20 protein-coding genes, 1 tRNA gene and 1 pseudogene are annotated in these 25,673 nt (G+C 73.3%); 10 read left to right on the forward strand and 12 right to left on the reverse strand.

Annotation, left to right across the window (positions count from 1 at the left end):
- Positions 1 to 2: 2 nt before the first annotated feature.
- The 7 genes from GA0070215_RS21660 to GA0070215_RS21685 form a co-directional block, all read right to left on the reverse strand.
- Positions 3 to 809, reverse strand: coding sequence for a hypothetical protein (locus GA0070215_RS21660; RefSeq protein WP_091049128.1), 807 nt, complete (start codon positions 807 to 809; stop codon positions 3 to 5).
- A complete protein-coding gene (locus GA0070215_RS21665; RefSeq protein ID WP_091049134.1) occupies positions 806 to 1,324 on the reverse strand; it encodes a DUF2716 domain-containing protein in 519 nt (172 codons plus the stop codon). The genes GA0070215_RS21660 and GA0070215_RS21665 overlap by 4 nt, the downstream gene beginning before the upstream one ends.
- Before the next feature lie 17 nt (positions 1,325 to 1,341).
- Positions 1,342 to 1,746 (reverse strand): hypothetical protein, encoded by a 405-nt coding sequence (locus tag GA0070215_RS28695; RefSeq protein ID WP_208600400.1) that lies wholly within the window; start codon positions 1,744 to 1,746, stop codon positions 1,342 to 1,344.
- 26 nt (positions 1,747 to 1,772) lie between these two features.
- Positions 1,773 to 2,126: an ADP-ribosylation/crystallin J1 gene (locus GA0070215_RS21675; protein WP_091049137.1), complete on the reverse strand. Its 354-nt coding sequence runs from the start codon at positions 2,124 to 2,126 to the stop codon at positions 1,773 to 1,775.
- A gap of 67 nt (positions 2,127 to 2,193) precedes the next feature.
- Positions 2,194 to 4,038 carry a hypothetical protein gene (locus GA0070215_RS21680; protein ID WP_091049140.1) on the reverse strand — a complete coding sequence of 615 codons (1,845 nt, stop codon included), beginning with the start codon at positions 4,036 to 4,038 and terminating at the stop codon, positions 2,194 to 2,196.
- Entirely contained in the window at positions 4,035 to 4,262 is a 228-nt protein-coding gene (locus GA0070215_RS28505; protein ID WP_167361544.1) for a hypothetical protein, read from the reverse strand. Before GA0070215_RS28505 ends, GA0070215_RS21680 begins: the two co-directional genes overlap by 4 nt.
- A 531-nt stretch (positions 4,263 to 4,793) precedes the next feature.
- Positions 4,794 to 4,880: transfer RNA gene (locus GA0070215_RS21685), tRNA-Leu, on the reverse strand.
- A gap of 257 nt (positions 4,881 to 5,137) precedes the next feature.
- Here GA0070215_RS21685 and GA0070215_RS29740 point away from each other — a divergent pair.
- The 7 genes and pseudogenes from GA0070215_RS29740 to GA0070215_RS21720 form a co-directional block, all read left to right on the forward strand.
- Positions 5,138 to 5,254 (forward strand): annotated as a pseudogene (locus GA0070215_RS29740) (hypothetical protein); the annotation flags it as partial.
- 1,653 nt (positions 5,255 to 6,907) lie between these two features.
- Positions 6,908 to 8,212 carry a hypothetical protein gene (locus tag GA0070215_RS29260; protein WP_244167090.1) on the forward strand — a complete coding sequence of 435 codons (1,305 nt, stop codon included), beginning with the start codon at positions 6,908 to 6,910 and terminating at the stop codon, positions 8,210 to 8,212.
- A 206-nt stretch (positions 8,213 to 8,418) separates the two neighbouring features.
- Positions 8,419 to 10,983 carry a fibronectin type III domain-containing protein gene (locus GA0070215_RS21700; protein WP_208600398.1) on the forward strand — a complete coding sequence of 855 codons (2,565 nt, stop codon included), beginning with the start codon at positions 8,419 to 8,421 and terminating at the stop codon, positions 10,981 to 10,983.
- Positions 10,984 to 11,007: 24 nt separating this feature from the next.
- Entirely contained in the window at positions 11,008 to 12,003 is a 996-nt protein-coding gene (locus GA0070215_RS21705) for an AAA family ATPase (RefSeq protein WP_018787909.1), read from the forward strand.
- 2 nt (positions 12,004 to 12,005) lie between these two features.
- Complete coding sequence (locus tag GA0070215_RS21710; RefSeq protein ID WP_091049153.1) at positions 12,006 to 13,160, forward strand: DUF58 domain-containing protein; 1,155 nt, start codon at positions 12,006 to 12,008, stop codon at positions 13,158 to 13,160.
- Positions 13,154 to 15,439 (forward strand): transglutaminase TgpA family protein, encoded by a 2,286-nt coding sequence (locus GA0070215_RS21715; RefSeq protein WP_091049223.1) that lies wholly within the window; start codon positions 13,154 to 13,156, stop codon positions 15,437 to 15,439. The genes GA0070215_RS21710 and GA0070215_RS21715 overlap by 7 nt, the downstream gene beginning before the upstream one ends.
- A gap of 125 nt (positions 15,440 to 15,564) precedes the next feature.
- The gene (locus GA0070215_RS21720) at positions 15,565 to 16,839 is read left to right on the forward strand and encodes an MFS transporter (protein WP_091049157.1); all 1,275 of its coding nucleotides are present in this window, start codon (positions 15,565 to 15,567) and stop codon (positions 16,837 to 16,839) included.
- Positions 16,840 to 16,854: 15 nt separating this feature from the next.
- On the opposite strand, the gene GA0070215_RS21725 is transcribed toward GA0070215_RS21720, so the two are convergent.
- Together GA0070215_RS21725 and GA0070215_RS21730 are read right to left on the reverse strand one after the other, a co-directional pair.
- Positions 16,855 to 17,661, reverse strand: coding sequence for an SDR family oxidoreductase (locus GA0070215_RS21725; RefSeq protein ID WP_091049161.1), 807 nt, complete (start codon positions 17,659 to 17,661; stop codon positions 16,855 to 16,857).
- Position 17,662: 1 nt separating this feature from the next.
- Positions 17,663 to 18,637 (reverse strand): LLM class F420-dependent oxidoreductase, encoded by a 975-nt coding sequence (locus GA0070215_RS21730; protein ID WP_091049165.1) that lies wholly within the window; start codon positions 18,635 to 18,637, stop codon positions 17,663 to 17,665.
- 71 nt (positions 18,638 to 18,708) lie between these two features.
- On the opposite strand from GA0070215_RS21730, the gene GA0070215_RS29590 reads away from it, so the two are divergent.
- Positions 18,709 to 18,840 carry a hypothetical protein gene (locus GA0070215_RS29590; protein WP_279616574.1) on the forward strand — a complete coding sequence of 44 codons (132 nt, stop codon included), beginning with the start codon at positions 18,709 to 18,711 and terminating at the stop codon, positions 18,838 to 18,840.
- Entirely contained in the window at positions 18,837 to 19,676 is an 840-nt protein-coding gene (locus GA0070215_RS21735; RefSeq protein ID WP_091049169.1) for a DUF1028 domain-containing protein, read from the forward strand. The genes GA0070215_RS29590 and GA0070215_RS21735 overlap by 4 nt, the downstream gene beginning before the upstream one ends.
- A 4-nt stretch (positions 19,677 to 19,680) precedes the next feature.
- Here the strand turns inward: GA0070215_RS21735 and GA0070215_RS21740 are convergent, their stop codons facing one another.
- Both GA0070215_RS21740 and GA0070215_RS21745 read right to left on the reverse strand, forming a co-directional pair.
- Positions 19,681 to 20,352: a maleylpyruvate isomerase N-terminal domain-containing protein gene (locus tag GA0070215_RS21740; RefSeq protein ID WP_091049173.1), complete on the reverse strand. Its 672-nt coding sequence runs from the start codon at positions 20,350 to 20,352 to the stop codon at positions 19,681 to 19,683.
- A 6-nt stretch (positions 20,353 to 20,358) separates the two neighbouring features.
- Positions 20,359 to 21,240, reverse strand: a complete 882-nt coding sequence (locus GA0070215_RS21745) for a phosphatase PAP2 family protein (protein WP_026268479.1) — start codon at positions 21,238 to 21,240, stop codon at positions 20,359 to 20,361.
- A gap of 93 nt (positions 21,241 to 21,333) precedes the next feature.
- Between GA0070215_RS21745 and GA0070215_RS21750 the strand changes: the two genes are divergently transcribed.
- A complete protein-coding gene (locus GA0070215_RS21750; protein WP_018787918.1) occupies positions 21,334 to 22,017 on the forward strand; it encodes a DUF3159 domain-containing protein in 684 nt (227 codons plus the stop codon).
- A 287-nt stretch (positions 22,018 to 22,304) separates the two neighbouring features.
- On the opposite strand, the gene GA0070215_RS21755 is transcribed toward GA0070215_RS21750, so the two are convergent.
- The gene (locus GA0070215_RS21755) at positions 22,305 to 25,202 is read right to left on the reverse strand and encodes a glycoside hydrolase family 48 protein (protein ID WP_208600399.1); all 2,898 of its coding nucleotides are present in this window, start codon (positions 25,200 to 25,202) and stop codon (positions 22,305 to 22,307) included.
- Positions 25,203 to 25,673: the final 471 nt, after the last annotated feature.

Raw genomic sequence — 25,673 nt, forward strand, 5'->3', positions numbered from 1 at the left:
ATCTATAAGTCGACGGCTGTCATCCGGTCCGCCTTGCCGTGGCCGTCGGCGCGAATGATCTCCGGGAGACGCAACAGTTCGTCGTCGCAAGCCAGCGACTCACCGGCCGAGACGAAGGTGAGCAGCCTGATCGGGGCGTTGTTGGCCGCAGCAGCTGCCATCTTGTGGTGTCCGTCGAGCAGGAAGTGGAACAGGCCCCAGTGCCGTTCCCGCCTGAACCACGGACCTTCGATGTCGAGCAGCCCGAAGGCGACGGCAGTCGGTCGGCCAGGCGCCTGGGAATAGCGCGCTACGACATCGGCGTCCAACTCCGTCGGGTCGCCCATCGGAACGGCGAACTCGAAGAGTTCGTCATGGTCGCCGACAGCAAGCCGATCGAGTCGGTAGTAGCTCGCGTTGGCAGGGTCGATGGAGTACTCGAACTCTTCGTTGCGCCAGCCGGCCGGCCCGTCGAGCGCGAAGTAGTCGTTCGTCGCGCCCGGCGCGGCGAGCGTTGGCAGCGCGTCGAGGAGCATCACCTGGTAGTCAGCGCGCGGCAACTGGGCAGTGAAAGCGTCGATGACTTCCTGGTCGAGCCCGTTCAGTCCGGCGTTGAGACGATCTCGTACGGCGGCCGCCGATAGTGGCCCCGTCGGAGCCTCAGGCTGGCGGCGCAGGACGAGCCCGCAGGTGCCGCATGAGTAGCCGATCTGGTAGGCAGGGACGCCGTCGATGGTCAGGTAGCGGCTCGGCATCCTGCCCCCACCGACCCCAATCCGGGGGTTGGCGGTACCGAGCGTCATCAGCTCGTGGGCGATGAGCTGGCTCATACCGGCACCTGCCGACCGTCACGGCGCATGACCTGGCCGAGGACCTCATTCAGATCGGCTTCTACAAGGTCCAGCAGGTCGCCGCCGAACACGCACAGCGATAGCTCCCACGGGTGGCCGAACGTACCGAACCGGAATTCCTCGGCGAGGTAGATGAAGTAGTCGCCGTCCGGGTACGGCGACAGCGGCCAGCCAGGCTGGCCAGGCGGATCGATGTTCTCGGGCCCGACGAGGCTGGGCCAGACCCAGTAGCACGGGTGCTGCCAGTCCAAACACAGGATCGAACCCGTGCCCACAAGCGCTGTGAGCCCAGCGTGCACGACCTCGGTCATCCGGTCCAGCCGGGTGTAGCCGGGATCGTCCTCGATGCCGCTCAAACTCCAGGTGACCGACGGAGTCGGTTCGGTGATCGCCGGGAGGCGGCGCATGCTGGGTCGGAAGTCGAACGTTGCGTAGAAGCGGTCCCAGACCGCCGCCTCGTCGCCGCTCAACTCGCGGTACGCCTTCGTCGCCATTCGTTGCTCACACTCGATCAGGCGCTGTAGTAGTTGGCGTACGAGGCCGTCTGTTTCTCCACCGAAAAATCGGCGAAACCCCCTGCGGCCTCACTGCGGCGGATATGACCCAGCGCCTGCACGGCGTCTTCGGAACCCTCCGTGAGCAGGTATGCCTTCGTCTCGGCCAGCCCGCCGCCGCACAGCAACTGGACGTCGATCGAGCAGGACGCGTCCCAGCCTGACGACTTCGCCCGCCAGATCGTCAGGACATCGCTCATCACACCGGCGTTGAACAGCCGGACGCAGCAGAGCTTCGTCCCCTCCGTATCGCCGTAGCCCTGGCTCTGCTGCTCAAGGTTGGTCTGTTTCGTGAGCAGGTCGCGGACCCTGATCGAGGTGTTCTGCAGCTGGACGCAGGCCGTAGCGGTGCAGGATCTCATCCTCGTTCACTGTCACCACGTCCCCTTCAGCTGCCGGGCCGGAAGTCGTGGACCATCTCGATCAGCCCGACGTTGTGCCGGTTGAACTCGTCGAGTTCCTCGGCGGGCACCCACAGCTCGAGGATGTCGCGGCCGCCGGCCTGCCGGACCGGGTAGCGGGAGACGAACTCGCGGTCGACCTCGAACCGGGCGACGTAGCCGACGCCGGATGCGGGGACGTTCCAGTCCCGGGCGATCATGATCGCGTACTGCTCGTTGAGGACCGGGTAGAAGATCGGCTGGTCGGGCAGCCGAGGCGGCCAGGCTGTCCAGCCCGAGGCGCGTACGAGGTCGAGCTCCTTGGGGCCGGTCGGCCGCCACAGGGTCATTGTCTCGGTCATCGCCGCTCCTTCCTGGCTGGCGCAGAGTACTGGCTGGCCCACGACGTGGACCAGCCAGTTTCCGTCCTCAATGCCGTACAGGCCAGTCGAAGCCGAACTGCCGGGCGGCTTCCGCGCTGCCGCCGGTCAGCCACTGCTGGCGGCGCGGGTCGGCGTCCGTGATCCGCCGAACAATCTCATCGGCCACGATCTCAGGGTCGCCCGCGGGCAGGTCGATCACCGCGACGAACTGCAGCCAGAGACCTTCCACACCAGCAGGCTGGTTGGGGCAAAAGTACGACACGTGCACCCGGCCCTGGTCGTCCGGGCGTGCTGCCACCCACCCAATATGGCAGTCCCACCGGCCGAGCAGATCGGGATGTTCCCGTAGCCGCGCCCGCAGCAGCCGGGCGACGCTGCGGTCCGGCCACTCCCAGGAGTGATCGTTCTCAGCCCGAGCGATTTCGGCGTCGTACTGGCCAGTGTCGAAGCGAACGGTCGGCAGGTCAAGGCTGGACCGGTCGGGGTTACGCCAATCCCGCCAGATCACCTCGCCGTCACGGCGCTCGACGGTGACGTACAGCGCGCCGCAGCAGCCTTCGGTGCAGTCCGCCTCGGCCAGGCGTACCTCGTGCGGCTCGACCTCGGCGTGCAACCGGTGATCGGGACCGAGCAGGTACTCAGGCTCCTCGGCCGGTCCGGCCGCGAACACCTCGGCAACGACCGGACGGCCGTCGACGAAGACGCTTGTCTCGACAGCGCCACCGAGCGCCGGGTCCGGAACGGATACGCGGATCGCGAGCCGGCTGTGCGCGTCGTCCATCGAAAGCTCCGGCAGCGGCACCTGCCCGCAGGTGGTCCTCACCAGGGAGGCCCAGCGCGCCCGTTGGTAGATCGCGGGGTCGGTCGACCGTCCGGCGAGATCCAGGACACCTGCCCAGGCAGGCTGGTCGAGCAGACGATCGAGCGTCGCCCGTACCCAACCCAGTTCGTCGCCCGGCCACTTGAGTGTCGCCGCCTGGCCTACATGGAGGTCCGCGAGCAGCGACACGATCATCGCGTACCTGTCGAGGGTGGCGCTCATCCTGCCGGCGGCCCGAGCAAAGCGAGCCAGCGCGGTCGGCGCATCGTTGTACCGGCGTAACTCCGCGTTGCCGGCACCACGCAGGGTCATGGCCACCAACAGCTGGCCGACCTGCTCGACAACGTCCTCGCCGATCTCGTCATCACCGACGACATCGGCGAGCCCGACCGTCTCGGCGATCGTCCGCGCGTTCTTCACCGATGGCTCACCGGGCCGGACGCCCTCGCGCAGGAGCCAGCCGAATGTGACCGGCTCCGCGAGGGAGCACAACGCCTCGACAGCCTGAGCGTGCCGCCACGGGTCCGACCGTTCGGCCAGCCACACCAGGTCCCTGGCGACGCCCGGGATCTGCCGAAGAACACGGATTGCTGTCTCGCCGAAATGCCTGCTCAGCAGGCCCAGCAATCGCACCGGTACGGCGTCACGCGGCCCGGCCACGCCGCTCAGCAGCGCAAGTCCGACGGTGACCTTGCCGCGTTCACGGCTGCGGTATGCCAGTTCCCGTCCGACCCGACGCCGCCACGTCGGGTCGACAGACGCCACCGCCTCAGCCAGCAGCCCGACGAACCGCGGCTCCACACGCATCGACGTCAGCGCGTCGGACAGGAGCCCGCAGGCTCGGCCCGCGGAAGGCTCAGCCTCGTAGACCGACGTCACTACGTCGACCAGCTTCCGCTTGCGTGCGGCGTACGGTTCGTCCGTACGGGGCAGACCGACAACATGTTTCGCGTCGGGATACGGCCGCCCGCCGTCCGGCAACGGTCCGTCAGGATGAGCGAACTGCAGGATCATCGCGTGTTCAAGAAACGTGCGGGGGTCGAGCGCCTCGCGCTCGCCAGCGTCGCTCACCGGATCGGAGAAGACTCGATTCTGATCATCATGGCGACCACCATGCCAGCCAGGAACGTCATCGACAAGGATATTCCGACCCGACGACCGGGCGCTGCCCGCTGTTCGGACAGAAAATCAGCCGCGAGCAGGCCCTGGCGCATCCCCGGATCAGCGACTTCTGGCAGGTGGTGGACTTCACCGTGGAGACCGACCCGCTGGTGCACGAACACCATTACGGGCATCAGCCCACCCTCGATGTCAGCCGGTCCATCTCGGGTGGGGAACATGACGACCTCGGCGGAGCGAGCCACCTCGTACCGCCGGTGAAGACGATCATCCAGTCGCTTGCCGGCGCCGACATGGACGTCACGGCGCTGCAGCCGCCAACCCGTCGCTGCCCGAGGCGATGATGCACAACCTCGCCGCGGCAGATTGAGCCGACGATCTCGGCCCGAACCGGGCCGCCTCCGAGCTTTCTCTGGGAAACCGTCCCGCGTGTCCCACGGCGGCGCGTGGGCGGGCCAGGCGCGTGAACCCGATTCTCAAAGCCGCGCAACCGGAGTCGGCTTCCGTCGTTCTATCGATGTGCTTTCCCTCGATGCTGCCTCGCCGCCGTCACCGGCCGGGGCGCCCAACGTCCTGGCCAGCCAAGCAACGGCCTCTGCCGTCCTCACGGACTGGGCCCCAGCCTTCGGGCTGCACCTAGCGTACGACCCGGAAACGCAGACGGTGCGGGCAAGTGTTGACCTTGCCGCGCACCGTTGGGATTCAGTTGGTGTCCGAGGGGGGACTTGAACCCCCACGCCCTATACGGGCACTAGCACCTCAAGCTAGCGCGTCTGCCATTCCGCCACCCGGACCTGCACGTATCAGCCTACCCGGTCGACCGATGTGAGCTGTTCACCGCACCGGCCGGCCCGGCGGGCCGCACGGGGCATTACTGTACACGGCTCGAAACGATCATGCACATCCGCTCCAGGTCGGGCCGTTTGCGCAGGTCGGCGGCCACAAGGATCGGGTGGGTAGCGCGCAACAGGCGATTCCGGGCAGCATTGCTCACGTGTCCCACCCCTCCCCGTTGATCGCCGCTCAACACCAGGCCCTCGCGCTGCGTTCCGTGGGCGACCTGACGAGCGCCCGCCGCCTGCTCGCCGACGCGATCGTCGCGGCCCGCCCGGCGTACGGCGAGGACCACCAGGACGTCCTGGCCACCGGCCACCTGCTGGCCCGGCTGCACCGCGAGGCCGACGACCCGGCCGCCGCCCGGCGCGTACTCGAAGAGGCCTACGCGGCCGGCGAACGCCGTCGCGGCGAGGCCGACACGCTGATGCTCGCGCTCAGCTTCGACCTCGCCGGTGTGGCCGAGGAACTGGGCAACCGGCACGAGGCCCGCCGCAACTACAGCCGCGTGGCGACCGCCGGGCCCGCCGTGCTCGGTCCGGACCACCCCGCGGTACGCGCAGCCCGCCAGTACCTCGGCGGCTCCGCCGCCGCTCCCGCAGGTCATGGCCCCTCCCCCGGCGGCTCCGCCGCCGCTGCCGGAACGCACCATGCTCCGCCGGTGCCCGGCCACCCGAACCCGGGCCGGCCCGGGCCCTCCCATCCGTCAGCGCCCGGACATGCCGATCCGGCTCCGTCCGGCGGTCCCGGTCCGGTCCGGCCCGGCCAACCCGGTGCCGCCTCCTCCGGGTACCCCGGGCACGCAGTGTCCGAGCCCACCGTCTCGCTGCGGGCGGTCACACCGCCGCACCCCCATGTTCCCGCTCCGCCCCGGCCCGTCGCCCCGGGGACGCCCGCCGCGCATCCGCCGGTACCCGGTTTACAGTGGGCTCCCCGCCCGGGCCCGGTGCCGCACGTCGGGCAGCCACCTCAGCCCTCGCCGGCCCCGCGAATCGTCCCTCCGCCGGCGGCTGCGCCCGCACCGCCGCACCACGCTCCCCCCGCCGGGGCGAACGGACCGGCGAGTCCATGGGCGCCGCCCTCGCTGCCGTCCGCGGAGGCGACGACCCGCTTCGCGCCGATCGCGGAGGAAGCCACCGCCCGGTTCCCGGTAGCGCCCGTCGAGCCCATCGCACCGGCGACGCCGACGACTGCCGCCCCGCAGGCTCCCGGTGTCCGCCCGGTGCCCCCGGCCCACGGTGTCACCCCGGTCCCGCCGGCTCCGGGCGTAACCGCGGTTCCACCAGCCCGAGGCGCGACACCGCTCCCGCCGGGAACGCACGGCCGGCCCGCCGCCGCTCCCGGCATGCCTCCGGTCCACTCGCCGCCGGGCACCGCGGGAGGACCGCTACCGGCCCCGCAGACGCCCGGCACGCCGCTGCAGCCGCCAGGTGGACCGCTGCCGCCCGCACAGATGCCCGGGACGGTCGGCGCCTCCCCGTTACCGCCTCCGCCGGTCATCGCACCCCCGCCCGCAGCGCCGGTCGTCGGGACGCCGGCCTCCACCGGAGACACCCCGGCGGCGTCACGGACGCCATCGGCGGGAGCCCTGCCACCACCACCGCCTCCTCCGGCCGTCCTGCCGCCCGCGCCGCGCGTCCCGTCGCCGGAGCGCGGGGTCCTGCCGCCACCGCCGGCCGTTCCGGTCGTCCCGCCGGTCCCCGTACCCGGGTCGACCCCGCCCGCACCGCCGCCGGTCGCCGCTGCGGGCTCGACGGCGCCTCCGGCGCCGGCTGCCCAGCCGGTGGCGGAATCCGCGGCGGCCGTAGCGGCACCCGTGACGCCCGGGCCGGCGCCGGCCCGGCGGGCGACACCGGCGACCGAGGCCATTCCCGCTCCCCCGCGCTCCGACACGGGCCGGGCGGCCGATGCCGGGCCGGGCAGGAACAGCGACCCCGCCACTTCGTCCGTCCCCGGTGGACCGGACTGGGACAAGCCGACGATCCAGGTGCAGCAGATCGGCCCTCTGCTGGAGGAGGAAGAGGAGGAGGCGGAGCGCGATGCCGCAGAGGCGGCGGGCGACGCTCCGGCGACGCCCGCAGCGACCGGCTCGGCCGGCGAACCACCGGTCGGCGTGCCTCCGGCCGGCGGCGCACCGCTGCCCGCCGCACCCCACATCGGCGCACCGCCCACCAGCGCCGCGCCGGTCAGCGCACCGCCCGTCACCCCCGCACCCACGAGCGCTCCGCCGGTCAGCGCGCCGCCCGTCGGGCCGCCCTCGACGACGCCGATCAGCGGCCCGCCCGGACAGCCGGTCAGTGGACCGGCCGGTCAGCCGGTCAGCGAGGTTCCGGTGAGTGGCTACCCGCCACCGGTCAGCGACCCTCCCGGAGCGTCGACCAGCGGTCCACCCGCACCCGGCTACCCGTCGCTGGCCGGCGGGCCTCCCGGACCGCCGGTCAGCGCGCCGCCCGGACCCGGCCGTCCACCGCCGGTCAGCGGTCCCCCCGGTGGGGCCGTGAGCGGCGTGCCCGCGGCACCGGTCAGCGGCTCCCCCGTACCGCCCTGGGGCATGGTCGCGCCGCCGTGGAGCAGTGCCGCCCCGTCCCAGCCGGTCGACCGGCCCACCGACCCGGAGCCGGACGACGACGAACCGGCGCCCGCCGACGCGGCAGGCGAACCGGAGCGGGACGCGCCGGAGCCGAACCGGCAGATGACGATCTACGAGGACCTGCTGGACTTTCCCGAGTCCACGCGACCGGAGCCGCCGGCCCGGCCGGAGCAGGGCCTCTGGCCGGCGACCCCGCCGATGTTCCACCAACCGCCGCCGGTCCAGCCGCAGGACGCGTACCCGATGGAGCCGGAGCGGCCAGGCCGCAACCGGACGGTGCTGGCCCTGGTGGTCGGGGGTGCGGTGCTCGCGGTGATCGCGGCGGTCGGTGTCGGCGCGGTGGTGCTGAACCGGGAGGCGGCGGCGCCGCCCGCCCCGGTGCCCGCGTCCGGTGCCGCGTCGCCGAAGGTGGCGGGCCCGCCGCCGGGTGATCTGAAGCTGCGTGACGACACCACGACCGTGACGGTGACCTGGACCGACCCGACGAACGGCGGGGTGCCGTTCGTGGTGGCGGGTGGCCGGGTCGGGCAGAAGCTCGGGGTTATGGCGACTGTGGACGCCGGGCAGACCCGTTACACGGTGAACGGCCTGAGTGCGAAGCTGGACTACTGCTTCACGGTGCTGGCGGTCTACTCGACCGATTCGTACGCCACCTCGGGTCAGGTCTGCACGGATCGGGAGGGCGGCGGCACGCCCAACTGAGCGTCCACGGACGACACGCTCGGTGTCCACAGCACGACGGTGCGGGTTTCACCGGCTCCGGGCGGCACCTATGATGGCTCCCGGCTCTGGGGAGGGTCGGCCGCGCTCGGCGTCACTCCCCCACCGACACGGGGAGGCAGCCGGCAGTGACCACCATCGAGGACGTCACGGGCACCGGGCCGGAACAGGCTCGCCCACGGTCGCGGATGCGCGGCGGACTGGTCACCATCGGCACGGTGGCCGCGCTGCTGGCCGCGATGGGGCTGACGGTGCTGGGGCTGGGCGCGGCCGACAACGCGGTGGCGAGCTTCGACGCGTCCTCCTGGTTGTGGAGCACCACCCGCAGCGAACTGGCCCGGGTCAACGGCGTCACCGCGCGGGTGGACACCCGGATGGAGGTGCCGGGCGGGCGGCGGCACCAGATGCAGGTGGTGCAGACCGACCGGCTGCTGATCCTGCGCGATCTCCACACCGGCCGGGTCAGCTCGCTGGACCTGGCGACGTTGCAGATCACCGCGACCACGCCGACCGCGCCGGGGCTCGGGGTGAGCGTGGCGTTGCACGAGGACGCGGCGTTCGTGGTGGACGCGGTGCAGGGCATCGTCCGGCAGCTCGACCCGCGGGCGCTGACGCCGGTGGGCGAGCCGGTCCGCTACCCGCCGGGCATCACCGGCGGTACGTTCGACGGCGCCGGCAAGCTGTGGGTCGCGGTGCCCAGCGAGGGCACCGTCTCGGCGGTGACCGCCGCCGAACTGCCGGAAACGCCCGGTGAGGCGCCGCCCGCGGGGCTGAGCCCGAAGCGGGTCGAGACGTACGACGTGGCCGAGCCGGCGCACGAGCTGGTCGTTTCCACGCTGGACGAGGGTGTGGCGGTCCTGGACCGGACCTCGGCGTCGCTGGTGACGGTGGTCGGCGGGCAGACCCGGCGGGCGCAGCTGAGCATGACCGCGCCGGGGTACCTGCCGGCGCGTACCAGCGGGCCGCAGGTGCCGGTCACGGTTCCCGGTGACCGGTCGGTGCACGTGGTGCGGGACAGCCGCGAGGTGAAGCGGTTCACGGTGCCCGGCACCGGCGCCCGGCTGAGCCCGGCGGTGGCGTGGGCGGGCCGGTTCTACTGCGCCGACGAGAACACCGGCACGGTGTACGCCTTCGACACCGAGGGCCGGCTCGTGCAGACCGTCAAGGGTTCCGGCCGGCCCGGCCCGGTCGAGCTGGAGGTACGCGAGAACCACCTGTTCATCAACCCGCCGGACTCGTCCACCGCGCAGGTGGTCGACGACCGCAACCGGGTGCGTGAGGTCGACAAGTACGCCAACGACGTGCTCGGTGGCGACCCGCCGCCGGTGGCCCCGCCGCCGCCCCCGCCGAAGAAGCCCAAGGTCGGCAAGCCGGGTGCGCCGAAGTCGGTGACGGCCGCCGCCGGTGACGCGTCGGCGCGGGTGAGCTGGCAGGCCGCCGCGTCCAACGGCGCCGAGATCACCCGGTACGTGGTGGAGGGCGCCGGTCGGACCCACCAGGTCGGCGCGAACCAGCGTGCGCTGGAGGTCACCGGTCTGACGAACGGTGCGACGTACACGTTCTCGGTGCACGCGGTGAACGCCAAGGGCGAGGGGCCGCCGCGGCGCAGCAACCCGGTGGTGCCGACCGCCGAGGTGCCGGACCCGCCGGCGTCGGTGGCCGCCGAGGCGCGGCCGGACGGCACGGTGCGGGTGAGCTGGTCCGAGGCCGACGGCCAGGGCAACACGATCGCGAGGTACGCGGTGACGGCGACCTCGGCGGGCGCGAGCGCCCCGGCGGGTGAGTCGGCGAAGACGGAGCTGGTGGTGCCGGCCGGGCAACTGGAGTACGGCACCCAGTACGCGTTCACGGTGACCGCGGTGAGCGACAGGGGGGCCGGGTCGAAGGCGTCGCCGGTGAGCAACACGGTGGTGCCGTTCACCACGCCGAAGGCGCCGACGGAGCTGCGCGCGTCCACGGTCGCCGACCAGCCGGGCACGGTCGCGGTGCAGTGGTCCCCGGCGGTGGACAACGGCCGCCCGGTGACGAAGTACGTCGTGGAGGCCGCCGGAAAGTCCGTCGAGGTGACCGACGTGCAGACCACGGTTGGTGGGCTGGGCAACGGCCAGAACGTGACGGTGAAGGTCAAGGCCGTCAACGAGGCCGGGCCGGGCCCGGAGGCGAGCACCACCGCGCGGACCGTGGCCGAGCCCCGCATCACGGTGACCGGCTCGTCGGCGGACGCCACGTCGGTGACCGTCGCGTTCACAGTGGATGCGGGCGGTGGGCGCGCCACCTGCACGGCGGCGACCGGCGGGAAGACGGCGAGCGGCAGTTGTTCCAGCCTGCGGGTGACCGGGCTGGCGCCGGGTACCGCGTACACGGTGACGCTGACCGCGTCGAACGCCGCCGGCCGGGGCACCGCTTCCCGCGCGCAGACCACCGACCCGGTGTACGGCATCGCCACGTGCAAGAACGGCCCGTCGGGTGACCAGCGGACGTACTGCGACAGGGACGTGGCGGGCCGCAACGGCAACGAGATCTTCAAGGTGCCGCAGCAGGACAACGACCGGCAGGCCGGTTGGGTGCCGGACGGCCGGCGGCTGCGCACCTACTGCAAGGTGAAGGGCGAGAACGTGGACGCCTGGATCTACAACGACAACAAGCAGAGCACCTGGTGGATCCAGGTCGCCTACGAGGGCAAGACCTACATTCCGTGGGCCTGGCTCAACCTGGAGGGCGGCGACGACCTCGACGTCCTGCCCGCCTGCTGACCGCACCGTCCGAGAGGCACATCCGTGAACACGCACGAACCGCTGAGCCAGCCGGAGGTCCAGGGCTTCGCCGCCCTGGCCGCCCGGCTGGCCGACAACGTCAACGCGGTCGTGCTGGGCAAGCCGCAGGTGGTGCGGCTGGCGCTCACCGCGCTGTTCGCGCAGGGGCACGTGCTGCTGGAGGACGTGCCGGGCGTCGGCAAGACCACGCTGGCGCGGGCGATCGCGGCCACGGTGAAGGGGCAGTGGCGGCGGATCCAGTTCACGCCGGACCTGCTCCCCTCCGACGTGTCAGGGGTGACCATCTTCAACCAGGCCAGCCGGGGCTTCGAGTTCCACCCTGGGCCGGTGTTCGCCAACATCGTGATCGCCGACGAGATCAACCGGGCGTCGCCGAAGACGCAGTCGGCGCTGCTGGAGGTGATGGAGGAGCGGACCGTCACCGTGGACGGCGTCCGGCATCCGGTGCCGCAGCCGTTCCTGGTGGTGGCCACGCAGAACCCGGTGGAGATGGACGGCACGTACCGGCTGCCCGAGGCCCAGCTCGACCGGTTCCTGGTGAAGCTGTCGGTCGGCTACCCGGACGAGGCGGTCGAGGTGGAGGTGCTGCGCGGCGCCACGGTCCGCTCCCCCGACTCGCTCACCGCCGTCACCGACACCGCGACAGTCGGCGAGATGGTGAAGATGGCCCGGCGGGTGCACATCGCCGAGCCGCTCTACGCGTACGCGGTGCGGCTCGCCGCGGCGACGCGTACCCATCCGCAGGTGCGGGTCGGGGTGAGCCCGCGCGGGGTGATCGCGCTGACCCGGGCGGCGTGCGCGTACGCGCTGATCGACGGCCGGGGGTGGATCATGCCGGAGGACCTGAAGGCGCTCGTCGAGCCGGTGTTCGCGCACCGGCTGCTGCTCACCCCTGATGCGCAGGTGCGTGGTGTGACACCCGCCGAGGTGCTGCGCCAGGCGGTCGCGTCGGTGCCGGTGCCGCTGCCGTCGGGCCAGGCCACAGCGGTGCACGGCTGAGCGTGGGGATCACCGCCCGTGGGGTCGGGCTGCTCGTCGCCGCCCTGGTGCTGCTCGGCGTCGGGTTCCGGTTCGCGTACCCGGAGCTGACGGTGCTCGGCGCGGCGGCCGGCGTGGCGGTCGGCTACGCCGTGGTGAACGCGGCCTGGCGGCCCCGGCTGAGCGTCGACCGGCGGGCCGACCCGGACCGGGTGGCCCGGGGTGAGCCGGCGGCGATGGAGCTGACGGTGCGCAACACCGGCCGGTTGCGGGCAGCGAACCTGGTGGCCGAGGACCGCTGCGCCGGGGCGCTGGTGCCGGTGCCGCTGCTGCGGTTGCGCCCGGGCCGGGACACCGTGGCGCGGTACGAGGTGCCGACGCACCGGCGTGGCGTGGTGCCGGTGGGGCCGCTGCGGGTGGTGCGCCGGGATCCGCTGGGGCTGGTGGCGCTGGCGCGCGGCTACGGCGGCACGGTGCCGGTGTGGGTGCACCCGCGTATCCACCCGCTCTCCGCGGTGCCCACGGGTGCCGGGCGCAGCCTGGACGGGCGCACCGACAGCGTGCCGCACGGGTCGATCACGTTCGACTCGCTGCGGGACTACGTGGTGGGCGACGAGTTGCGGCGCGTGCACTGGCGCACCAGCGCCCGGGTGGGTGAGCTGATGGTGCGGGAGAACGTGGACACCAGCCTGCCGCGCCTGGTGGTGGTGCTGGACAACCGCGCGTCCGCGCACCCGGGCCGGGCCGGTGGTGTCGCTGAGTCGTTCGAGGCGGCGTGCGAGGCGGCGGCGTCCGTGGTGGCCGCGGCGGTGCGGGAGGACCTGCCGGTGCACCTGCTGCTCGTCGTACCGGCCGAGGTGGAGCCCGCGGGCGCGGCCGGGCCGCTGGACCGGCTCGCCGCGGTGGAGCTGGCGGGCGCCGGGCCGGACGTGCTGCCCGCCGCTACGAGCAGGCTGCGCCGGGATCGGCTCGGCGACACGCTGGTGTTCCTGACCGGGCCGGGTGGCCGCGACGACCTGGGGCACGTGGGCGCGCTGCGCGGCGCGTACCCCTCGGTCGTGGTCGGGATGTTCGGTGCGGACGGGCCGACGGCGGCCGGCGCGGCGGGTCTCACGGTGCTGGACGCGGCCGACGGCGCGGCGTTCGCCGCCGAGTGGGACGGGGTCCGCCGGTGGTGACGCCGCCGCGGACCGAGGCGGCGGGCCGCGTGGCCCGGGCGCTGCGGGCCACGCCGGTGCCGGCCGCGCTGATCGTGCTGGTCGCGCTCTCCGGCGTGGTGCTGGGCCGGGTGTACGCGGATCCGCTGCTGACCCGGCTCATGGCCGGCGCGGCGGCCGGTTCGGTGCTGGTCGGCGTGGCCGCCCGGCGGCTGCCGTCCTGGCTTGTCGCGCCGCTGTCGGTGGCCGCGCTGACCGGGTGGACGCTGCTGTCGCTGCGGCTGGCCGCCACGCACGCGGCGCTGCCCGGCGGGCTCGGCGAGGTGACCGCCGACGCGGCCCGCAACGCGATCCCCCGGCTGCTCACCGCGATGATCCCGGTCGAACCGGCCCCGGACACGGTGCTGGTCCCGGTGGTCGCGGCCTGGCTGGCCGGGCTGACCGCCGCCGAGGTGGCGCTGCGGGCCGGGCGGGTGCTGCTGGGCTACCTGCCGCCGGCGCTGCTCTACGCCGGCGCGCTCTACGTGGTCGGGCCCAACGCTGATCCGGCGATCGGCCCGACGGTGCTGTTCGCGGCCGTCGCCACGGCCGGCCTGGCGGCCCCCGGGCGCCGGTCCGGACCGGCGCCCGGCCCGGTCGCCGGTCTCAGCTCCGCGGTACGCGCGGCGGTGCGGCTGCGGCTGGCGTCGGCGAGCGCGGCCGGGCTCGCCGTGGTGGTGGCGCTGGCGGCGTTGCTCGCCCCGGTGGTGGCCGCCCAGGTCGACGAGCGGCCGGTCGACCCGCGCCGCTACGTGGAGCCGCCCCGGGTGGAGTCGCTGGACGAGAACCCGCTGATCCGGATCTCCGGGTGGGCGCTGAACCCGGACCAGCGGCTGCTCGACGTGCGCACCGTCGCGGGCGCGGGCGACGGCGGGCCGCCGCGGATCCGGCTGGCGGTGCTCAGCGACTACGACGGGGTGACCTGGCGGGTCGGCGCCACGTACCGCAACGCGGGGCGGATCCTGCCCGCCACCGAGCCGGCTCCGGGCGCGGCCACCGACGAGGTGCGCCAGGAGATCACGGTCGGCGACCTGACCGGGCGGCTGCTGCCGGCCGTCCCCACGCCGCGCGAGGTGACCGGTGCGCGGGTGGCGTACGACCCGGCGACCGGGACGCTGATCCGGCCGGAAGGGCTCGCGCCGGGGCTGCGGTACGAGGTGTCCTCGGTCCGGGAGCGCCCGGACGCGAACCTGCTGAGCACGGCGAACGTGCCCGCCGGCGACGAGGTGGCCCGGGTGCTGCGGGTGGCCGACGGCGCGCCGGAGCCGTTGCGGAGGCTCGCCACCCAGCTCGCCGAGTCGAACGGCGGCCCGTACGCGCGCGCCGACGCGATCGCCATGTTCCTGGCCGAGCACTACCGGGTGACAGCCGACGCGCCCAGCGGGCACGCGTACCCGAACCTGGCGTTCTTCCTGTTCGGACCGCGTAACGGCGGCGGGCAGCGGGGCACCTCGGAGCAGTTCGCCGCCGCGTTCGCGGTGCTCGGCCGCCTCGCCGGCCTGCCGACCCGGGTGGTGGTCGGATTCGAGCCCGAGGGCGACGGTCCGGTGCGGGCGGCCGACGCGTACGCCTGGCCGGAGGTGCTGTTCGACGGCGTCGGGTGGGTGCCGTTCGACCCGATGCCGCGCCCGGACTCCGAGCCCCGCCCGGTGGATGAGGACTTCCGGCCGCAGCCGGAGGACCCGCCGCCGTCGGAGGTGCCCGCTCCTGCCGAGGAGCCCAGCGTCACGCCTCCGGCCGCCGCGCCCGCACCGGGCCGGGAGCGGGACGGCCCGGGTACGCCGGTGCTGGTCGGCGTCGGCGTCGGCGCTTTGGTGCTGCTGCTCGGCGCGGTGCTGGCGACGCTGGTCGTGTTGCGCCGCCGGTTGACACGCTCCCGTCTGGCAGTGGGCGATCCGGGCGAGCGGGTCGCGGGCGCGTGGCGGGAGCTGACCGACGCGCTGCGGCTGGCCGGGCACCCGGTCGGGCCGGACCTCGCGGCGGCGGAGGTCGCCGAGCAGGCCCGTCGGACGCTCGCCGAGGCCCGTACGGCGCGGCCCGGAGAGGGCGCGGCGAGCGACGACCCGGATGGCGCAGCGGTGGACGAGCTGGCCGCTCTGCTCAACCAGGCGGGCTTCGCGCCGGGCAGCGTCACGCCGGAACAGGCGGAACGGGCCGCACGGCTGAGTCAGGGTTTCGCCGACGCGCTGCGGACGGCGCGGTCCCGGTGGGGACGGCTGTTGTGGACGGTCCACCCGGGTCCGCTACGGTGGCGACGCTGATGAACAGCCGTAACCGGATCGCCGGGCCGGTACCTCTACGAGCCGTCCTGAGCAGCTGCTGACCCTCCTGGTCGTCGAACGCCTGCGGGGCACCGGCGGCCGGCGTCGCGGAAGTAGGGTGAGCGGTGATCTGCATCAGGAACCGGCGTTTCGGTCTGCTCTGGAGCAGCACGCTCTTGTCCAACCTGGGCAATTGGCTGATGATCGTCGCGGTGCCGGTCTACGTCTACACCATGACCGGGTCGACGCTCAGCAGCGGTGTCGCCTTCGTCGCGCAGACCCTGCCCGCGATCGTCTTCGCGCCCCTGGCCGGGGTGCTGGCCGACCAGTGGGACCGGCGCGCGGTGATGGTCGGCGCGGACCTGCTGCGCGCGGCTATCGTGCTCGCCCTGATCGTGGTCGACGATCCGGGCATGCTGTGGCTGCTCTACACGGTGATGTTCTTCGAGAGCGCAATCGGGCATGTCTTCCAGCCCGCGGCCCGGGCGGTGGTGCCCGCCATCGTCGGCCGGGGCAGTGACCTGGAGGCGGCGAACGCCTGGAACACGGTGGCGAGCGGCATCGTCCGCCTCGCCGGCGCACCCCTGGGCGGCGCGCTCTACGCCCTCGTGGGTTTCGACGCTCTGGTGCTGATCGACTCCGCGACGTACCTGGTCTCGGCCGTACTGATCTTTGGAATGGGCAGGCTGCGGGTGGCCGATGACTGGCACCGGCCGGACAGGTCGTCCTGGCTGGCCGCCTTCCGAAGGCAGATCCGGGAGGGACTGGCCTTCCTCTTCGCACATTCCGTCCTCCGCACGATGCTCGGCGTCTCCAGCCTCTTCCTGATGGCGAACGCCGCTCTGAACGTGCTTCTCGTGCCGTACGTCATCAGCGTCCTCGGCGGCGACGCCGGCGATGTCGGCGTGCTCATGGCCGCGCTGGGCGGCGGCTTCCTGGCCAGCGCGTACGTCGGCAACGTGCTGTCCCGTAGCGGTCTCCTCCGGCTTTCGTTCACCGGCTGCCTGGCGGCGATCACCCTCTGCTTCGCCGGGCTCTTCCTCATCCACCACTTCGCCGCCGCGCTGGTCTTCATCGCCCTCGCCGGCCTGCCCGGTGGCGCGTTGCTGATGCTGGTCCAGGTCCAGGTCCAACGCCATACCCCGGACCGCCAACTCGGCCGGGTCGGATCCGCCTTCTCCGCCGCCGAGATGGCCGCGACCGTCGTGGGTGCCTCGGCGGGCAGCATCGCCGGACAACAGTTGCCCCTCATCACCACGGTCTGGCTCGTGATCGGCGTGCTGGCGGCCAGCACAGCAGTCGCCGCCCTCCTGCTACCCACCCGGTCCGGACCGCCGGTGGCGGAGCCGACGGCGTCGGCACCTCGGCCGGCGACAGCCAGAACCGGTGGCGACGGCTGAATCGCCGTCGATCCGTCACGACTGAGGGAAGCTGGCGCGCAGCTTGCGGACGAGTTTGCGCAGCCCGGCCTGCCAGCCGTCCGGGTCCTCGGCGCGGCGGCGGGCGTAGTCGGCCACCTCCGGGTGCGGCAGGATCAGGAACCGTTCCTCGGCCAGCCCGGCGACGACCGCGTCGGCGACCTGGTCCGGGGTGAGGATCGTCCCGGACGCGGCGATCACCCGGGCACCCAGGTGCCCCTCGGCGAGGCCGTCGGCGAGCATCGGGGTGTCCACACCCTGCGGGCACAGCGCGCTGACCCGGATGCCGGCGTCCCGGTAGGTGATCGCCAGCCACTCGGCGAAACCCACGGCGGCGTGCTTGGTGGCGGTGTACGGGGCGTCTCCGACCGCCGTGAGCACGCCCGCCGCCGAGCAGGTGAGCAGCAGGTGGCCCTGGCCCCTGCTGAGCATCCCCGGCAGCACCGCGCGGGCGCTGTGCAGGTGTCCCAGCACGTTCACCCGCCAGGCCCGGTCCCAGTCCGCGTCGGGCGCGTCGATGCCGCCGCCGGTGGCCACGCCGGCGTTGGCGCAGAACAGGTCGATCCGGCCGTGGCGGCGCTCGGTCTCCTCGACGAGCGCGCGTACCGCCGCCTCGTCGGTGACGTCGAGCCCGGCGCCGCTCGCGACCGGGCCGATCGCCTCGGCGGCGGCGCGGGCCGCGTCGGCGGCCAGGTCGGCCAGGACCACCGCGGCGGCGCCCTCGGCGGCGAACCGGCGGCCCAGCGCCGTCCCGATCCCGCCGGCTCCACCGGTGATCACCACCACCCGGTCGGTCAGGTTCATCTCAGGCCACCTCTCCGGGGGCGAGCCGGGGCAGCAGGTCCATCCAGGCCGCCGTGCCGCCCTCGGTGATCTCGGGAGTGGGCAGCACCGCGAGCACCGGCACGTCGACGCCGTTGTCGGCGTACCGGCGGGCAGCGGCCACGCACTGCTCGGGCGAGCCGTGCGGCACCAGCGCGTCGACGACCTCGTCCGGCACGGCCGCGGAGGCGCCCTTCCGGTCCCCGGCCGCCCACGCCTGCCACATCGGGCCGAGCGAGTCCTGGCGGCCCAGCCACCTGTGGAAGGCGGCGTACGCGGGCACCGTCAGGTAGCCGGTGATCATGCGGCGGCCCAGCGCGCGGGCGTAGGCGGCGTCCTCGGTGGGGCAGACGAAGATGCGGGCGGCGACCTCGAAGCCGGGCCGGTGCTCGCCCACCTCGGCGAGCGCGGTCGGCACGTCGTCGGCGGCCAGCCAGTTGAGGATCACCCCGTCGGCCTCGGCGGCGGCCAGGCGCAGCATGCCGGGGCGCAGCGCGGCCAGCAGGACCGGTGGCGGCACGCTGGGCGGGCGCTCCAGCGTGAACCGCCGGACCGTGAACGTGTCGAACGTCCCGTCGACTGTCTCGCCGCGCAGCGCGGCCCGCAGGAACCGCAGCACGTCCCGGGTTCGCTTGAACGGCTCGTCGAACGGCACCGCGTTCCAGTCGCGTACCACCACCGGCGACGAGGCGCCGACGCCGAGCGCGAACCGGCCCGGCGCGGCCTCGGCCAGCGCGGCGGCGCTCATCGCGAGCAGTCCCGGCCCCCTGGTGGACACCGGCGTGATCGCGGTGCCGAGCCGCAGCCGCGGCGACCACGCGGCGGCCAGGGCCAGCGGGGTGAACGCGTCCGTGCCCGCCACCTCCGACGACCAGACGTCGGTGAACCCGGCGTCGTCGAGAGCCGCGTAGACCGCGGCGTGGTCGGCGAGCGGGATGCCGCCCAGCGGCACGGTCATGCCCCATCGGTTCGTCACCCGTCGATGGTGCCCGTCCGGCACCGCCGGCAGCAAGATCCAGGCGAATATGGGTGATCCGCACCGAGGCGCAGAAAACGCGGCTGGACGGCGGTGACCGGCGGCGGCAAGACGCTGCTGACGAGGCCGTTCTGACCGGCGACGCCGGTGCCGGACGCCGCACCCGGGCTACGATCCGCGCGTGACCTTCTCGCTCGTCGCCCGCTCCGCCGACGGGCGTCTGTACGGCGTCGCCGTGGCCAGCCGGTTCCTCGCCGCCGGGGCGCTGGTGCCGGCGGCCGAGGCGCTGGTGGGCGCGGTCGCCACCCAGGCGCACGCCAACCTCGCCTACCGGGCGCAGGCGCTCGCGCTGCTGCGTACCGGCGTCACCGCCACGGACGCGGTGGCCGGGCTCGTGGCCGCCGATCCCGGCCGCGACGACCGGCAGCTCGCCGTGGTCGGGGCGACCGGCGACGGGGCCACCTGGACCGGGCCGCGCTGCCATCCGTGGGCCGGCGGGCAGGCCGGCGACGGGTGGGCCGCGCAGGGCAACATCCTGACCGGTCCGCAGGTGATCGACGCGTTGCGCGACGCCTGGCTGACCGGCGACGAGCTGCCGTTCCCGCAGCGCCTGCTGGCCGCGCTCACCGCCGGTGACCGGGCCGGTGGTGACCGGCGTGGCCGGCAGAGCGCCGCGATGCTGGTGGTGCAGCGTCACGGCGGCTACGCCGGCACCGGCGACGAGCTGGTGGACCTGCGCGTGGACGACCACGCCGACCCGGTCGCCGAGCTGGGCCGTCTGCTCGGCATCCATCACATGCTGTTCGGCCGCCCCGACCCGACGACGCTGCGTGACCTCACCGGTCCGCTCGCGGCCGAGGTGGCGGAGCTGCTCGCCACCACCGGTCACCCGGTCGGCCCGGCCGGTTTGGACGACGCGTTGGCGGCCTGGACCGGCCTGGAGAACCTGGAGGAACGCTTCGTGCCCGGCCGGATCGACCCGATCGTGCTGGAGCACCTGCGGCACTGCGCGGGGCGCTGAGCGGTCAGCCGCCGAAGGCCAGCCGGCCGATGCCGGCCCGGGTCAGCTCGGCGTGTTCGTCGGCGGTCAGCGGCAGCCGCCCGGTGGCCTTGCGCAGCACGGTGAGCGCGTCCCAGCCCAGGGCCGGCGGCACCGGCGCGCCCGCGGTGAGCACGCCGGCCACCGTGTCCGCGGCGGCCGGGGTCAGCCACGGCGGCAGGTCCAGCGCGTCGGCCAGGTCCAGGCCGTGCACCGCGACCTCCACCACCCGCGTACGCAGGAACTCCGGCAGCGTCATCGCGTCACCGTGCCGGGTGCGTACGACCTGGCCCGGCGGCGCGGCGGCGACCGCCTCGTCGGTGGCGCGCCAGGCCCGGCCGAACTCCGCCGCCACCGCCGCCGCACCCGGGTGCTCCCGGGCGGCACGGCGTGCGCCCTCGACGCGGTCCCGGTCGACCGGCGGGCTGAACTTGGCCGCGCCGAAGTAGGCGGGCGCGTCGACCTCGGCCCGGGGCGGGGCGGGTTCGGCGAGCATCCCGGCCAGGCGTCCGGCTCCGGTGCTCACGTGCGCGACCAGGTCCCGAACCCGCCAGGGCGGGCACGGGGTGGGCCGGTCCAGCGCCGCGTCGTCCAGGTCGCGCAGCACCCGTTCCAGGCGTCCGCACTCGGCCCGGAACGCCGCCCGTACGGTCCGCACCGGCGGTCAGCCCTTCCAGCGGGGCACCAGCCGGTGCACCACGACCAGCACCAGCGCGGCCACCACGGCGACCATGCCGACGATGCCGGCCGCGCTGCCCGCGTACCCGACGAACAGCGGGCGGCGGCCGAGCGCCTCGACGGGGATGGTGGAGCGGTCGACCAGCCAGGACAGCGCCGCCGCGGAGACCAGCAGGGCCACCACGCCGATGCCGCCGAGCACGGCGCCGGCCACCCGGTGCGCCTCCCCCGGCTCCACCACCGCCTGCTCCCGCTGGAAGAACAGCAGCACCAGCCCGGCGGCGGCGGCCCAGGCGCCGACCACCAGGTACGCGGCGACCGCGTCACTGGGTCGGTGCCACCCGGCGGAGAGGGTGGCGACACCCGCGGCGGCGGCGTACCCGGCGCCGAGGAACGCCCCGGCGACCCGCAGCTTGCGCGGCAGCACCAGGATCAGCGCGACCGCGACCGAGGCCGCCACGGCGGTGTGCCCGCTGGGCAGGCTGTTGCCGGCCGCCGCGCGTTCCGGGTCGATCCCGAAGTCCGGACGGACCAGGTAGTACTTGAGCAGTTGGGTGGTCACGTTGGCGCCGGCGATCAGCAGCGTCGCGGTGACGGCGAGCGCCTTGCGCCCGCGGATCAGCGCGATGAAGCCGATCACGGCGGTCGCGGCCAGCAGCGACACCACCGACATGGCGTTGAGGATCGTGTCCACCGGACCGTCGATGCGGTCCTGACCGATCCGGTTGCCGGTGAGCGCCACCGTGTCCAGCCACTGACCCAGTTCGGTGTGCACGGCGAAGCGCCACACCAGCCCGAACGCGGCTGTCTGGATCAGGGCCAGTACGACCAACCAGACCGCCGTCCAACCCCTCGCCGTCTCCCGCACCCGGACAACTTAGCGGTAGGCCCGCTCCGGCGCGCGGCGGAGCGCCATCGGCGGCGGCGTACGGTGAGGCGGGCGATTTCGAGGAGGTGGCGCGTGACCGGCACGACGCAGCGGCAACCGGAGGACGGTCCGCGGCCGGAGTCGCTGGCCGACCTGCTCGGCGGCCGGCGCGGGGCGGTGGACGCGACGCTTCCCCCGCTGGCGTTCGGCCTCGGCTGGGTGCTCGGTGGGCTGGGCGGCGGCGTGCTCGCGGCGGTGCTGACCGGCACGGCGGTGGCCGGCTGGCGGTGGCGGCGCGGCGACCGTCCCCGCTCGGTGCTCGTCGGGCTGCTCGCGGTCTGCGTGGCGGCGCTCATCGCGTTGCGCACCGGCCGGGCCGCCGACTTCTTCCTGCTCCAGATCGCCGCCAACACGGCGAGCGCGCTGGCCTGGGCGGTGAGCATCCTGGTGCGGTGGCCGCTGCTGGGTGTGGTGGTCGGCACCGCGCTGGGCCAGCGGACCCGGTGGCGGCGCGACCCGGCGCTGCTGCGGGCGTACGGGCGGGCCAGCTGGGTGTGGGCCGCCACCTACGTGCTGCGGGTCGCGGTGTTCGTCCCGCTGTGGCTGTACGGGCAGGTGGTCGCGCTGACGGTGGCGCGGGCGGCGCTGACGTGGCCGGTGATCGCGGCGGCGCTGGCGGGGAGCTGGGTGGTGATCCGGCGCTCGCTGCCGGCCGGGCATCCGGGGCTGCGGCATCCGGTGGCGGGCACGGAGGGTGTGGCGGCGCGCACAGAATAATGGAGAGGCCGCCACGGGGGGAGCGGCCTCTCCGTCAATTACGGTACTCCGTTCAGCGCCCGGATGTGATCCCGTGGACCGCTGAATTTCCGTGCCTTTTCGCGCCATGGGTCGTCGCCGGGCGGAGTGGTGGGCCGGCCGGTCCGCTGCGTCGGCCGGACAGCCGGCCCACCCGGCCTGACCGTGGGCGTCAGGCCGTCCGCCGACCCGGCCGCTCCGTTCCCCCATCGGCCGGGTCGGCCTCCTCCGCGGGCGGGCTCTGACCCGCCCGCGGAGGAGAGGTCACCTCACCCCTGCGGGAAGTAGGTGCCGTAGTCGGCGTACGCCATGGCGACGTCCGCCTGCGCCCAGAACCGGTGGTAGTTGAAGACCGGTTCGGGACCGCCGTCCAGGTACGCCTGCACCTTCGGCCAGTCCGGGTCGTTCTTGTAGAACGACCGGATGTCCAGGAAGCTCTTGCCCGGGGCGATCACGTCGCCGTTGGGCATCTTCCCGGTCCAGCCGTTGGGGACGTAGAGACCCTGGCCGTTGGCGGCGTTGTAGACGTCGTCGAAGCGCCGGTAGTCGCCGCGCTTCTCCGGCGTCGAGACGCCCTTGCTGTCGGCGGACGCCGAGAGCGCGTCCAGCAGGCCCTTGGCGGTGTTCTTCGCCGCGGCGTTGCCGGACTTGGCCGCGTACGCGATGAGCGTGCGGGCGTAGGCGCCGGCGACACCGACGTCCTGACCCTTGACCGTCACCTCGACGTGCAGGTTGGTGTTCGGCTGCGGGCTGCTCGGGTTCCAGTTGGCCGGCTGGCCGGTCCACTTCATGTCCGACGGGATCGACCAGTTGGTGCCGATCGTGGTGTTGGCGATGGCCCACGGCACCCACTTGTCCAGCAGCGCCTTGGCCTTCGCGTTGCCGGTCTCCAGGTACAGCTCGGCGATGCGCTGCATCGACCAGGCCTGCATGCCGAACCACTGGTTCGACGGCGGGTCGTTGTAGACCGGGTCGACGTCGTAGTACATGCCGTAGAAGGTGGCGGTGCCGGCCGGCGGCTGGGCGTAGCTGCCGTCCCAGCTGTTGGTGGCGCCACCGGCGATGCCGCCCTCGGCGGACTGGAGCCAGGTGTAGAACTCCAGCTGCCGGTCGAGGCTCTTCTGCCAGTCGGAGACCGCGGTCGGCGACTTCGGCTTCAGCTCCGCGACGTTGGTCATGGCCCAGGCCGCGAACGGGTTCTGGTAGCCGAAGTGGTTGTGGCTCGAGCCGATCCGCCAGGACCAGTTCTGGCCCGCCTCGTACGCGCCGCCCCAGGCGTAGTACCAGGAGAGCAGGTAGTGCGCCGAGTCACGGCCGCTGCCGGCCGGGCAGGTGCTCGCCCCGACGCAGTTGCCGATCTTCTTGAAGTACTTGTCGAACAGCGCGTAGCGCAGGTAGTCGCCCATCTTGGCGGCCTTGGCCACGGTGGCCGCCACGTCGGCCTGCTTGCCCTGCGCCTTGGCCCAGGTCAGCGCCCAGTAGGCGGCCTGGACGGCACGCGCGTCGGCGTCCGGGGCGTTCGTGTACTTCCACTGCTTGGCCGGGGCGCTGGACTCCTTGACGAACAGGTCCAGGTAGCCGTTCGGGCCGCCGTGCTTGAACGTGTCGCAGGACGGCTGCGGCACGGTCTCCCACACCGACTCCTGGGTGCCCCGCTGGAACGTGTTGATGTACGCGGGCCGCGTGGTGCCGTCGCCGCAGCGGCCGAACCCGTAGGTGTTGTCCACGTCGAGCAGCCAGTGCATGCCGTAGATGTCACCGGTGCCGTACGTGGACTGCAGCTCCGAGCGCAGCGGGTCCTGGCCGACCGGCACGTTCGGCTGCAGGGCCGACGGGTACTGGCTGGGCAGGTTGTGCTCGGCGGCGTACTGCGGGGTGCCGGGCGAGCCGGCCGTCGCCTGGTCGGCGTGCGACGGGATGATGTACTTTTCCATCACCGTCCAGGCGTTGTTGAAGGGTGCCCAGTTCTGGGTGACCCGGCCGTACTGCGCCTCCAGCCAGAGCCAGAAGCTGAACGCCTCCGAGGTGGTCTCGTGGCCGTGGTCGGGCGCCTCGACGATGAGCGTCTCGATCGAGTGGTACGGCACACCCTCGGGGCTGAAGTAGCCCGAATTCTTGATCTTGCCGTACTGGTCGAGGAACTTCTTGATGTAGGCGTTGTCGCCGCCGGGGGTGTCGTTGTCCGCCTCGGTGGCGATGACGGCGATCGGGGCGTAGCCGGTGGCCGACGCGGTGACCGTGGCGGTGCCGCCGACCGTGTCGGAGTCCTCCGCGGCGGAGACCGTGGCGGCGACGCCGGTGCTCCAGTTGGCCGAGGTGAGCGTCAGCGAGGCCGGCGACACGGTGATGTCGCGGTCGCCGGTGACGGCGAGGGTCACCGGCACGCTGGCGGTGGGCGCCGCGCTGAGCGTGTACCGGACCGTGGCGCTGCCGCCTTCGGCGACGGTGACCGCCGACGGGCTGGCGACCAGCTTCGGTCCGCTCGCCGCGGCCACTGTGAACGACTTCTCCGAGACGGCCGTGCCGCCCGCGTTGTCGTACGCCTTGGCCTGCACGGTGTAGCTGCCGGCCGGCAGGTCGAGCAGGTCGTAGCCGTACGGCGCGGTGGTGTCGGTGTTGACCAGCAGGCCGTTGCGGTAGAACTCGACCTTGGTGATGGTCCCGTCGGCGTCGCTCGCGGTCGCGGTCAGCGGGACGTCCGCCGGCGCCTCGAACGGGCCGGACGGCACGGTCAGCGAGACCGTCGGCGGCTGGTTGGTCTGCGCGCCGTTGCAGGCGACACCGTTGAGGGTGAACGCGGTGGGCTTCGGGTTGCTGCCGCTGTAGCTGCCGTTGAAACCGATGCTCGTGGACGCGCCGGTGGGCAGGCTGCCGTTCCACGACTCGTTCGTCGCGGTGACCTCGCTGCCGGACTGGCTCCACTTGGCCGACCAGCCCTGGGTCACGCGCTGGCTGCTGTTCGGGAAGGCGAACTTCAACGACCAGTTGTTCAGGGCGTCACCCAGGTTCTTGATGGTGACGTTGGCGGTGAACCCGTTGTTCCAGTCGGTCGTCGCGTAGGTCACGTCGCAGGCGGGCGCGGCCTGCGCGGCGCCCGCGGGCAGGGCCACCCCGCCTATGACGAGGGCGGTGGCGGCGACCATCGCCGTACGGCGACGTCTGGCCAGAAGTCTCATGTGGGCGGTGTCTCCTCGGACCGGGCCGGGACCTCGGGCCCCGGCAGGGCGCCTCTACGCGCCGACGGGGCGTACGCGGGGGGACGGAGGCGTCCGGAAAGGTGGTCGTCCCGGCCGTGCCGGGGATCGGGCGCCGCACCGGTTCGTCACCGGGTGCCCTCGGCGGCCCGCGCTCGCGTTCACTGGCTCCGCGTGGCGTGACGAGAGTGTGGCATGGAAGCGCTCCCACCACAACGGCCAGCGCAGATATGCGCTTCCATGTTTCGATCTCGTTTAGGGGCTTTTCCAAACCCGTGACGGGCGTTACAGTCGCAACATCCCGATGGGAGCGCTTCCATCGACGGATATGCAAGTACTGAATCGCCGGGTGCACCAGTGCCCGGCGCGTCGGCCCGAGGCCGACGGCGGACCAGCCCGGACGCCGCCGCCGGCCGTCACCCGCCAGACGGAGGGAGGTGGAAC

The sequence above is a fragment of the Micromonospora marina genome, from assembly GCF_900091565.1.
Classification (GTDB): domain Bacteria; phylum Actinomycetota; class Actinomycetes; order Mycobacteriales; family Micromonosporaceae; genus Micromonospora; species Micromonospora marina.